This is a genomic window from Streptomyces sp. NPDC001828 (assembly GCF_042892175.1).
GTDB lineage: Bacteria > Actinomycetota > Actinomycetes > Streptomycetales > Streptomycetaceae > Streptomyces.
In genome coordinates, this window is sequence record NZ_JBIATV010000009.1 from 144,817 (window position 1) to 156,382 (window position 11,566).

The following is an 11,566-nucleotide window of genomic DNA, read 5'->3' on the forward strand; positions in this document are numbered from 1 at the left end:
ATTGGCGGCCCGTAGGCTTGGGCCATGACGACTCAGGCCCGGGGGCTCCACACGCATGTGCTCGAAAGCCTGGGTCTGGCGATCACCGCGGGCGAGTACCCGCCCGGCAGCGTGCTGCGCACCGATGAGCTGGCCCAGCGCTTCGACGTCTCGCGCACGGTGGTGCGCGAGGTGATCCGGGTCCTGGAGTCCATGTACCTGGTCGAGTCCCGGCGCCGGGTCGGCGTGACCGTGCAGCCGGCCGAGCAGTGGAACGTGTACGACCCGCAGGTCATCCGCTGGCGCCTGGCGGGCGCCGACCGCCCGCGCCAGCTGCGCTCGCTGACCGTGCTGCGCTCCGCCGTGGAGCCGGTCGCCGCGGGCCTCGCGGCCCTGCGGGCCACCCCCGCCCAGTGCGCGGACCTCACCGAGCAGGCCCTCGGCATGGTCGCCACCTCGCGCGGGCGGCAACTGGAGGCGTACCTCGTGCACGACGTGGCCTTCCACCGGATCGTGCTCAACGCCTCCGGCAACGAGATGTTCGCCCGGCTCGGCGATGTGGTGGCCGAGGTCCTGGCCGGCCGCACCCACCACCAGGTGATGTTCCCCGACCCCGATCCCGCCGCCGTCACTTTGCATGTGCGGGTCGCCGAGGCGGTCCGCGCGCGGGACGCGGCGGAGGCCGAGCGGCTGACCCGGGAGATCGCCGTGGGCGCACTCCAGGAGCTGGACGTCCTCGCACCATAGGTACCCTGAGCAACGAATTCCGCTCGCCGGATACCTTTCAGTTACCTCAGAAACACCTCAAATCTGTCTCTACGTGACATTGGCCACTGCCAAACTGTGCCGCCAGGCGGAACTATGGGCCGCTGGTCCGTGCCATGGTGACGCTAGTCCCCGCCACGGTGACGACCTGCGTCACCGGCACGACCGGTCCCGCACGACCGCATGACCCCTCACAAAGGCGAACTACTCCATGAGTGACCGCATGCCTGCGGCCGAGACCCAGAGTGCCCCCGCGGGGGCGACGACGGGCACCCCCCACATCGACGCCGGTGACGCCGGTTACAGCAAGGACCTCAAGTCCCGCCACATCAACATGATCGCCATCGGCGGCGCGATAGGCACCGGTCTCTTCCTCGGTGCCGGCGGCCGGATGGCGGGCGCGGGACCCTCCCTCGCGATCGCGTACGCGGTCTGCGGCGTCTTCGCCTTCTTCGTCGTACGGGCCCTCGGTGAGCTCGTGCTCTACCGCCCCTCCTCGGGCGCCTTCGTCTCCTACGCCCGTGAGTTCATGGGAGAGAAGGGCGCCTACACGGCGGGCTGGCTGTACTTCCTGAACTGGTCGACCACGGCCGTCGCCGACATCACCGCGGCCGCGACCTACGCCCACTTCTGGGCCATGTTCAGCGACGTCCCGCAGTGGGTCTGCGCGCTCGTCGCCCTCTCGGTCGTCCTCGCCGCCAACCTCATCTCCGTGAAGTACTTCGGCGAGATGGAGTTCTGGTTCGCGATCATCAAGGTCGTCGCGCTCGTCGCCTTCATGCTGGTCGGCATCTACCTGGTGGTGACCCAGCACGACGTGGACGGCTCCACGCCGGGCTTCGCCAACATCACCAGCCACGGCGGCATCTTCCCGATGGGCATGCTGCCCATGCTGCTCGTCATCCAGGGCGTCGTCTTCGCCTACGCCTCGGTCGAGCTGTGCGGCGTCGCCGCCGGCGAGACGGAGAACCCGCAGAAGATCCTGCCCAAGGCGATCAACTCGATCATGTGGCGGGTCGGCATCTTCTACGTCGGTTCCGTGGTGCTGCTCGCGCTGCTGCTGCCGTACACCGAGTACTCCGAGAACCAGAGCCCGTTCGTCACCGTCCTCGACAAGATCGGCGTGCCGGGCGCGGCCGGCGTGATGAACCTGGTGGTCCTCACCGCGGCCCTCTCCAGCCTCAACTCCGGCCTGTACTCCACCGGCCGCATCCTGCGCTCGATGTCCCTCGCGGGCTCGGCGCCCAAGTTCGTCGGCGTCATGAACAAGGGCAAGGTGCCGTACGGCGGCGTCCTGTTCACCGCCTTCTTCGGCGTCCTCGGCGTCGCCCTGAACAAGGTCGTGCCGGACGACGCCTTCGAGATCGTGCTGAACTTCGCCTCCATCGGCATCCTCGGCACCTGGGCGATGATCATGGTCTGCTCGCTGCTCTTCTGGCGCCGCGCACAGCAGGGCCACCTGGAGCGCCCCTCCTACAAGCTGCCCTGGGCGCCCTACACGCAGATCGTGACGCTGGTCTTCCTCGCGACCGTCGCCTTCCTGATGTGGTACGGCGGCGGCGTCGGCCGCACCACGATCTACTGCCTCCCGGTCATCGCGGCGCTGCTCGTCGGCGGCTGGTACGTCGTCCGCAAGCGGGTCGGCGCGATCGCCGCGGCCAAGCCCCAGCCGTAACCCCGGATCTGCGAAAGGGCGGCACCCCGGACCACGGGGGCGCCGCCCTTCTTCACGTCCTGCCGCGCCAGGCCGTCCCCGTACGGCTCAGGCCCGCACGTGCCGCAGCCGGGCCTCGGCCGCCGCCAGCATCATCTCCAGGGCGGCCGGATAGGCGCTGCGGCCCATCTCCGCCACCAGGGTCGGCGCCGTCGCGGCCACATGCGGATGGGTGTCCGCACCGAGCCGCGCGTACTTCTCCCGCCAGGCCCGCTCCTCCAGGACCCGGGACTCCTTCGGCAGGGTGAGCACGGTCGCGTCGAGGGCCGCGAACGCCAGGGTCTGGTCCACGAACACGTGGTAGATCCGCACCGCCTCGGCGTCCGGGAACCCGGCCCCGCGCAGGATCCCCAGGATCGTCTCCACCGAGCGCATCTCGTGCACCCGGCCGGTCACCCGCGTACACGTCAGCACCGCCGCCTGCGGGTGGGCCTGGTAGTCGGCGTGGATGCGCAGGCCGAGCGAGCGCAGGTCGGCCCGCCACTCGCCGGTCGCCCGCCAGGAGCGCAGGGTGCGCCCGATCAGCTCGTCCGCCACCGCGAGCAGCAGGTCGTCGGTGTCCTGGAAGTACCGGTACAGCGCGCTCGGGTCCGCGCCGAGCGCCGTGCCGAGCCGGCGCACGGTCAGCGCCGCCGCCCCGTGCTCGCCGATCAGCCGCAGTGCGGTCTCGACGATCAGCTCCTCGGAAAGCACCGTGCCCCGCTTGGTGGGCCGGCGCCGGCGCCGCTCCCCGTCCGCCACGACTCGCTCGCTCATGGCCGCACCCTACGGACCGGCGCACCTTATGACAACGGCGTTGACGCACTGGCTCCACCCGGAGTTCGATGTGCCGCCATCGGGGCCGAAAAGCGCCCCTCGGCGAAGGAGAGTCCGTGCGCACTCCCTACGGCAGTGACCCACCCGTGCTGCGCAAGAGCCTCGGCGTCCTCGACGGCGTCGCCATCGCCGCCTCCTCCACGGCGGCCACCACCAGCATCGGCATCGGACTCGGCGTCACGGCGGGCGCCGTGGGACTGCACCTCCCGATCGTGATGCTGCTCGCGTTCATCCCGATCCTCGGCATCGCGAGCGCGTACACCCGGCTCAACAAGGTCGAGCCCAACATGGGCAGCGGCTATGTGTGGGTGGGCCGCTCGCTCAGCCCCTGGCTGGGCTTCCTGACCGGCTGGATCGGCATCGTCTCCACCGTCGTCTTCCTCGCCTACACCACCGCCGTCACCGGCTCCGCCCTGCTCCAACTGGCGGGCGAGGCAGGCCTGGTGAGCGTCGGCGGGCTGCGCCTTGACCCCGACTCCACGGCCCAGTCCACCGCCATCGGCATCGTGATCCTGGCCGCCGTCACCTTCACCGCGGTCGTCGGCACCCGCTCGGCGGCCGCCCTCCAGAAGTGGCTCCTGGTCTTCGAGTACGCGGTGCTGCTCGGCTTCTGCGGCTACGGCCTCTTCGCGGGCCCGCACCCCTTCAGCCTGGACTGGCTGAACCCGTTCACCATCCCCTCCGGCCAGGCACTCGCCCAGGGGCTGCTGCTCTCCGTCTTCTGCTACTGGGGATTCGAGTCGACCTTCAGCGTGAACGAGGAGGTCAAGGACCCCGAGGACGCCTCCAAGGCCGGACTCATCACCCTGTTCACCATGCTCGGCCTCTTCCTGCTCGGCTCGTTCGCCTTCCAACGGGTGCTCTCCGCCGACGAGTTGGTGGGCCACGGAGCCCAGGGCCTCACCTTCTTCGGGGACCGGCTCGCCACCCGGCCGCTCGCCGCACTGCCCCTGGTCGCGCTGACCTTCTCGGCCGTCGCCTCGCTCCAGTCCGGTGTCATCCCCACCGTGCGCGGCATGTTCGCGATGAGCCGCGACCGCACCCTCGGCCCGCTCTGGCTCAGGGTCAGCCCCCGGTACGGGACCCCGGCGGCGGGCACCATCGCCATCGGCGCCGTCGCGGTGGCCATCGCCGTGCTCTCGCTGCTCATCCCCAAGATCGGCGACCTGATCCTCGCCTCCGTCAATGCCATCGGCATCGTCGTGTCCCTCTACTACGCGCTGACCGCCCTCGCCGCCGCGAGCCGCTTCCGGGGGGCGTTGCGGGAGAGCGTGGTCGAGGCGGTGCGTGCCGTGGTGATCCCGGTCCTGAGCGCCCTGTTCCTGCTCGGCCTCGGCGGCTACCTCGCCTGGACCTTCTACACCTCCGCCGACCACTTCGAAGTCAGCCCGGACAACGGCTGGTTCATGCTCGCCTGCCCCGCCGCGATGCTGCTCAGCGGCTTCGTCGCGGCGGCCTGGGCCAAGTGGGTAAGGAAATCACCGTACTTCGTCACCGGCCTGTCCACCACGGACACCGAACCGGCACCGCTCGGTGCCTCACCCGAAGCCGTCTGAGCGACCCGCACCGCCCGAAGCCGGCTGGGCACCCGCACCGCACCCGCGTGGCCCCCGAAGCCGTCCGGGACGACCGACCCACCCTGCGCCACTCCTCACAGAACGGATCCACCCATGCGTCACGACCCCGCCGACCTCGTCTTCACCGGCGGCCCGGTCCTCACCCTGGACGCCGCCCGCTCCCGCGCCACCACCGTGGCCGTCACCGGGGACCGCGTCACCGCCGTCGGCCACGACGAGGTGCGCGAACTGATCGGCCCGAAGACCCAAGTCGTGGACCTGGCGGGCAAGTTGCTGATCCCCGGCTTCCAGGACGCCCATGTCCACCCGGTCTCGGCGGGCATCGAACTGGCCCGCTGCGACCTCACGGGCCTGCGGACGGCGACCGACACGCTGGCCGCGGTACGCGCCTACGCCGACGCCCACCCCGGACAGGAGTGGATCACCGGGGGAGGCTGGTCGATGGAGGCCTTCGAGGGCGGCAGCCCCACCCGGGAACTCCTGGACCGGGTCGTGCCCGACCGGCCCGTCTACCTCCCCAACCGGGACCACCACGGGGCCTGGGTCAACTCCCGGGCCCTGGCCCTCGCCGGCCTCACCCGGGACACCCCCGACCCGGCCGACGGCCGCATCGAACGCGACGCCTCCGGCGAGCCGACCGGGCTGCTCCAGGAGGGCGCCATGGATTTGGTGGGCCGGCTCACGCCCCGCTCGACCCCGGCCGAACGCCTCGCGGCCCTGCTGCGCGCCCAGGCCCACCTCCACTCGTACGGCATCACCGCCTGGCAGGACGCGATCGTCGGGAACTTCGGCTCGATGGACGATCCCGCCGACGCCTATGTGACCGCCGCCCGCGACGGTTCGCTGACCGCCCGGGTGGCCGGCGCGCTGTGGTGGGACCGCGAGCGCGGCGCCGAGCAGATCCCCGAACTGGTCGAGCGCCGACGGCAGTTGAGCCGAGGCCGGTTCACCGCCGGATCGGTGAAGATCATGCAGGACGGGGTCGCGGAGACCGGCACCGCGGCGCTGCTCGGGCCCTACCTCGACGCCTGCGGCTGCGCCACCGCCAACACCGGCACCAGCTTCGTCGACCCGGCCGAACTGCGCGGCTACGTCACACAGTTGGACGCCCTCGGCTTCCAGGCCCACTTCCACGCGCTCGGCGACCGGGCGGTGCGCGAGGCGCTCGACGCGGTGGCGGCCGCCCGCGAGGCCAACGGGTGGACCGACACCCGGCCGCACCTGGCCCACCTCCAGATCGTCCACCCCGACGACATCGACCGCTTCCGCGCGCTCGGCGCCACCGCCAACATCCAGCCCCTGTGGGCTTCCCACGAACCCCAGATGGACGAGCTGACCATCCCCTTCCTCGGCGCCGAGCGGGCCGGATGGCAGTACCCGTTCGCGGCGCTGCTCCGCTCCGGGGCGACGGTGGCCGCGGGCTCCGACTGGCCGGTCAGCAGCCCCGACCCGATGCGGGGCATCCACACGGCGGTCAACCGGGTCGCCCCCGGCGAGAAGGGGCCCGCCTTCCTGCCGGAGCAGCGCATCACCCTGACCGCGGCCTTCGCCGCGTACACCGCGGGGACCGCGTACGTGAACCACCTCGACGACACGGGCTCGATCCGGGCGGGTGCGCTCGCGGACCTCGCGGTGCTCGACCGCGACCCGTACGCGGGGCCGCCGGAGGAGATCGGCGCGACCCGGGTGCTCGCGACCTATGTCGGCGGTCGACGGGTGCACGAAGCCACCTCATAAGGTGTATTCCTGATACACCCGCATACAGCCGACGGTACGAAGCAGGGAGTGGCGGCATGTCGCAGCAGGTCCAAGGGGTCATCGCACCGGGGAAGAACCAGCCCGTACGGGTGGAGACCATCGTGGTGCCCGACCCGGGCCCCGGTGAGGCCGTGGTGAAGATCCAGGCCTGCGGCGTCTGCCACACCGATCTGCACTACAAGCAGGGCGGCATCAACGACGACTTCCCGTTCCTGCTCGGCCACGAGGCGTCCGGCATCGTGGAGTCGGTCGGCGAGGGCGTCACCGATGTCGCGCCCGGCGACTTCGTGATCCTCAACTGGCGTGCGGTGTGCGGCAGTTGCCGCGCCTGTCTGAGGGGCCGCCCGCAGTACTGCTTCAACACGCACAACGCGCAGCAGAAGATGACGCTGCTCGACGGTACGGAGCTGTCCCCGGCGCTCGGCATCGGGGCGTTCGCCGAGAAGACCCTGGTCGCTGCGGGCCAGTGCACCAAGGTCGACCCGGCGGTCTCCCCGGCGGTGGCGGGGCTGCTCGGCTGCGGGGTCATGGCCGGCATCGGCGCGGCCATCAACACCGGCAACGTCGGCCGGGGCGACTCCGTCGCCGTCATCGGCTGCGGCGGCGTCGGCGACGCGGCGGTCGTCGGCGCCCGGCTCGCGGGCGCGGCGAAGATCATCGCGGTGGACATCGACGACCGCAAGCTGGCCACGGCCAAGACGATGGGCGCCACGCACACCGTCAACTCCCGCAGCCAGGACGCCGTCGAGGCGATCCGCGAGCTGACCGGCGGCAACGGCGCGGACGTCGTCATCGAGGCGGTGGGCCACCCCGAGACGTACAAGCAGGCGTTCTACGCCCGAGATCTGGCCGGCACGGTCGTCCTGGTCGGCGTGCCGACCCCCGACATGACCCTGGAACTCCCGCTCCTGGACGTCTTCGGCCGGGGCGGCGCCCTGAAGTCCTCCTGGTACGGCGACTGCCTGCCCTCGCGGGACTTCCCGATGCTGGTCGACCTGCACCAGCAGGGGCGGATCGACCTCGGGGCGTTCGTCACCGAGACGATCGCGCTCGACGAGGTCGAGAAGGCCTTCGAGCGGATGCACGAGGGTGACGTGCTGCGTTCGGTGGTGGAGTTCTGATGACCGTTCGCGCACGCATTGACCATCTGGTCACGTCCGGCACGTTCGCTCTCGACGGGGGCGAGTGGGACGTCGACAACAACGTGTGGATCGTCGGGGACGACGAGGAGGCCGTCGTCATCGACGCGGCGCACGACGCGCGGGCGATCCTGGCGGCCCTGGGCGGCCGCACCCTGCGGGCCATCCTGTGCACGCACGCCCACAACGACCACATCGACGCGGCGCCGGCCCTGGCGGAGGCCACGGGCGCGCCGATCCTGCTGCACCGGGACGACCTCCCGCTGTGGAAGCAGACGCACCCCGACCGGCTGCCGGACGGTGAACTCACCGACGGGGAGCGGGTGTCGGTCGCGGACGTGGAGTTCGAGGTCATCCACACCCCGGGCCACGCGCCGGGAGCGGTCTGCCTCCACGCGCCGGCCCTCGGCACGGTCTTCACCGGCGACACCCTGTTCGCCGGCGGCCCCGGCGCGACGGGCCGCTCCTTCTCGGACTTCCCGACGATCATCGACTCGATCAGGGACCGGGTGCTGACGCTGCCGGGGGACACGGTGGTGCGTACGGGGCATGGCGACGCGACGACGGTCGCGGCGGAGGCCCCTCACTTGGCAGAGTGGATCACCCGCGGCCACTGAGCCCCCGCCCCGGGCGCGGGCCGCCCCTCTGGGGCCCCGCGCCTCGGCCCCTCGGGGCCGAGGCGCCGCCCGCTCCGGGGCCCCGGCCCCGGCCCCCTTCGTCCGTCCACCGTGCGTGGCTGGTCGCGCAGTTCCCCGCGCCCCTTGGCGGCACCGGGTACGGGGCGGTCACCGGGGAGCGGCCCGCACCCAGCGAGGTGGCCTATCGGACCTTTGCTGGCCCTGGGCACCTCGGAGCCGCAATTTCCGTACGTAGAGGCCCTATTGGTCCCATGTCTGCGGGCTCGGCCAGGACTCCAGTCGAAGCCGGCTCTCGAACCCGCGCAGCCGTCCGTCCACCGGATCGGTGAACTCAAGCACCCTGGCGAGCAGTTGGAGGGGCCTCTCGAAGTGGTCCGCATCGGCTTCCGGCAGGACCACCGGATACACCGGATCGTTGAGGATCGGCAGACCGAGCCGGTTCATGTGGACCCGCAGCTGATGGGTCCGGCCGGTCGCGGGCAGCAGGCGGTAGCGGCCGAGGGAGCCGCGCCGTTCGGCCAGCTCGATCCGGCTCTCCGCATTGGGCTCGCCCGCCTCCTCACGGGCGGCGATCACCCCGCGCTCCTTGACGATCCGGCTGCGTACGGTCACGGGCAGGGCGACCCCGGGGTCGTACGGCGCCACCGCCTCGTACTCCTTGCGCACCCGGCGCCCGCTGAACAGGTTCTGGTACGCGCCCCTGTCCTCGGGCCGCACGACGAACAGGGCCAGACCCGCCGTCAGACGGTCGAGGCGGTGGGCGGGCTGGAGCGCGGGCAGGGCCAGGTCCCGTCGCAGCCGCGCCACCGCGGTCTCGGTGATGTGCCGGCCGCGCGGTGTGGTCGCGAGGAAGTGCGGCTTGTCCGCGATCACGATCCGCTCGTCGCGGTACACGATCCCGATCCCGAACGGCACCGCCACCTCCGGCGCGAAGTCCCGGTGGAACCACACGTACATCCCCGCCCGGTACGCCTCCGCCCCGCTCAGCGCCCCCTCGGCCCCGACGAACCGCCCCTCGCCGAGCATCGCGGCCACGCGCTCCGCGCCGATCGCCCCCTCGAACCGCCCCCGCAGGTGATCGCCGACGGTGGCCCAGGCCCCCGCCGGGTCGGCGGGCAGCCGCACACGCACCGGATCGATGCCGTCGCGCTGCGCGAGCGGGGCGTCCGGGGTCCTGGATCTGCGTCTCACGCAACAAGAGAACCCCACCGAACCCGTCCGGGGCAAGAGAATCCCAGGTCAGAGCCCGTAGGTATGCCGGGCCCTGGGGGAGTCGGCCAGTGCCGCCGACCGCCCTGGCCTGCGGGTGTCCCCACCGGGAGGCATGCTGCCTGAGGAGGTTGCGTACGAGATCTCCGCTTCTGTCGTGAATGAGGAGCAAGGATCCAGGATGAGCGACGAGTCGGTCATGGGAGGCAAGTGCTGTCTGCTCACCACGGGTGAACTGGTGCCCGGAGACGTCATCGCGACGGACCCGGACGGCCCCTGGCTCGTGGTGGTGCGCACCGCGCCCGCGACCGAGACGAAGACCCGGCTGCACCTGCGCCCCCTGACCGGCGGCCCCGACGTGGAACGCGTGCTGCCCCGCTACGAACGTCAGGTCGTGCGCACCACACGGGTGGACCCGGCCCAGCTGCCCGACCCCGCGCAGTGGGCCGTCCCCCGGCGACGCCGGGTCGTGGTGACCGGCCTGGGCGCGGTCAGCCCGCTCGGCGCCGACGTGCCCGAACTGTGGCAGGGCCTGCTCGAAGGCCGTTGCGGGGTCTCCCTCATGGAGGGACCCGACTTCGACGGGCTTCCGGTACGCCTTGCCGCCCGGGCCGCCCTCGAACCCGCGGAGCTGCTGCCCAGGCCGCTGGCGCGGCGGATGAACCGGTCCGCCCAGTTCGCGCTCCTCGCCGCCCGCGAAGCCTGGCGGGACGCGGGGCTCGACCCCGGGGGAACGGTCGCCGCCGGGCTGCGGCCGACCCGTACCGGAGTCTCGATGGGCACGATCATCGGCGGCGCGCCCGTCATGGTCGAGAGCCGGCTCACGCTCATCGCACGCGGGCCGAGAGCGGTCTCCCCGCACACCACGCCCATGACCGTGCCGTCCGCCTCCGCCGCCCAGATATCCAAGGACCTGGACATCCGCGGCGAGGCGCGAACCTTCGTGTCCGCCTGCGCCTCCGGTACGGAGGCGATCGGGCAGGCCGTCGACGCCATCCGCGGCGGGCGCCTCGACCTCGTGCTCGCGGGCGGCACCGAGGCCGTGATCACACCGGAGATCCTCGCCGCCTTCGCCGCGATGCGGGCCGTCTCGACGCGCAACGACCAGCCCGAGCACGCGTCGAGGCCGTTCGACGACGCCCGCGACGGGTTCGTCCTGGGCGAGGGCGCCGGCGTACTGGTCCTGGAGGACGAGGAGCACGCCCGGGCCCGGGGCGCCCGCATCTACTGCGAGGCGGCCGGCTGGGGCCTGTCGGCGGACGCCTTCAACATGGCCGCGCCCGAACCCCACGGGCGCGGCATCGAGGCCGCGCTGCGCTCGGCCCTCACCGACGCCGGGGCGACGCCCGACGACGTGGCCCATGTCAACGCACACGCCACGGCGACCGTCGAGGGCGACCGCACGGAGGCCGTCGCGCTCGGCCGCCTCTTCGGCAGCCAGATCCGGGACATCCCCGTCACCGCGAACAAGGGCGCCCTGGGCCACCTCCAGGGCGGCGCGGGCGGCGTGGAGGCCGTCGCCTCGGTCCTCACCCTGCGGGACGGCCTGATCCCCCCGACCGTCGGCTGCGACCACCCCGAGGAGGGCCTGGGCCTGGACATAGTCCGCGACACCCCCCGCCCCCTGCCGCCGTGCGGCGACCTGGTCCTCAGCAACTCCTTCGGTTTCGGCGGCCACAACGCGGTGCTGGCCCTCCGCAGGATGTGATCAGCCCTGCCGGAAACGCGAAAGAACCCCACCGAAGTGGGGTTCTCGCTGGTGTCCGAGGGGGGACTTGAACCCCCACGCCCGATAAAGGGCACTAGCACCTCAAGCTAGCGCGTCTGCCATTCCGCCACCCGGACAAGGTGTCTGTCTCGCGGGCCGTGCCCGTTCCGACGTGGAAAACAATAGCAAACATCCGGGGGTGCTCGATCACCCCCCTGGCCTGCGTGAACTCCGGATGTCGGCGGGAAGCCGCCCTTGGGTGC

Annotated in this window: 9 protein-coding genes and 1 tRNA gene; 7 read left to right on the forward strand and 3 right to left on the reverse strand. The window is 71.8% G+C overall.

The genetic code is table 11. The annotated features are described in order from the left end of the window. Positions 1-24: 24 nt before the first annotated feature. The gene (locus tag ACFYZA_RS24700) at positions 25-726 is read left to right on the forward strand and encodes a FadR/GntR family transcriptional regulator (RefSeq protein WP_382592775.1); all 702 of its coding nucleotides are present in this window, start codon (positions 25-27) and stop codon (positions 724-726) included. Between the two features lie 229 nt (positions 727-955). Next, positions 956-2,419, forward strand: coding sequence for an amino acid permease (locus tag ACFYZA_RS24705; RefSeq protein ID WP_388492825.1), 1,464 nt, complete (start codon positions 956-958; stop codon positions 2,417-2,419). Positions 2,420-2,506: 87 nt separating this feature from the next. Here the strand turns inward: ACFYZA_RS24705 and ACFYZA_RS24710 are convergent, their stop codons facing one another. Beyond that, the gene (locus ACFYZA_RS24710; protein ID WP_382592781.1) at positions 2,507-3,214 is read right to left on the reverse strand and encodes a TetR/AcrR family transcriptional regulator; all 708 of its coding nucleotides are present in this window, start codon (positions 3,212-3,214) and stop codon (positions 2,507-2,509) included. A 68-nt stretch (positions 3,215-3,282) separates the two neighbouring features. Here ACFYZA_RS24710 and ACFYZA_RS24715 point away from each other — a divergent pair, with 68 nt between their 5' ends. From ACFYZA_RS24715 to ACFYZA_RS24730, 4 genes are all read left to right on the forward strand, one after another. Beyond that, a complete protein-coding gene (locus tag ACFYZA_RS24715) occupies positions 3,283-4,830 on the forward strand; it encodes an APC family permease (protein ID WP_388492827.1) in 1,548 nt (515 codons plus the stop codon). Between the two features lie 114 nt (positions 4,831-4,944). Further along, a complete protein-coding gene (locus ACFYZA_RS24720; protein ID WP_388492829.1) occupies positions 4,945-6,588 on the forward strand; it encodes an amidohydrolase in 1,644 nt (547 codons plus the stop codon). A 56-nt stretch (positions 6,589-6,644) separates the two neighbouring features. Next, positions 6,645-7,730, forward strand: a complete 1,086-nt coding sequence (locus ACFYZA_RS24725) for an S-(hydroxymethyl)mycothiol dehydrogenase (RefSeq protein WP_382592790.1) — start codon at positions 6,645-6,647, stop codon at positions 7,728-7,730. After that, the gene (locus ACFYZA_RS24730; protein ID WP_388492832.1) at positions 7,730-8,365 is read left to right on the forward strand and encodes an MBL fold metallo-hydrolase; all 636 of its coding nucleotides are present in this window, start codon (positions 7,730-7,732) and stop codon (positions 8,363-8,365) included. The genes ACFYZA_RS24725 and ACFYZA_RS24730 overlap by 1 nt, the downstream gene beginning before the upstream one ends. Before the next feature lie 261 nt (positions 8,366-8,626). Here the strand turns inward: ACFYZA_RS24730 and ACFYZA_RS24735 are convergent, their stop codons facing one another. Continuing rightward, positions 8,627-9,577, reverse strand: a complete 951-nt coding sequence (locus ACFYZA_RS24735) for a pseudouridine synthase (RefSeq protein WP_388492834.1) — start codon at positions 9,575-9,577, stop codon at positions 8,627-8,629. Between the two features lie 199 nt (positions 9,578-9,776). Here ACFYZA_RS24735 and ACFYZA_RS24740 point away from each other — a divergent pair, with 199 nt between their 5' ends. Then, positions 9,777-11,303 carry a beta-ketoacyl-[acyl-carrier-protein] synthase family protein gene (locus tag ACFYZA_RS24740; RefSeq protein WP_388492836.1) on the forward strand — a complete coding sequence of 509 codons (1,527 nt, stop codon included), beginning with the start codon at positions 9,777-9,779 and terminating at the stop codon, positions 11,301-11,303. 49 nt (positions 11,304-11,352) lie between these two features. On the opposite strand, the gene ACFYZA_RS24745 is transcribed toward ACFYZA_RS24740, so the two are convergent. Further along, positions 11,353-11,440 (reverse strand) — tRNA-Leu (locus tag ACFYZA_RS24745). Positions 11,441-11,566 lie beyond the last annotated feature (126 nt).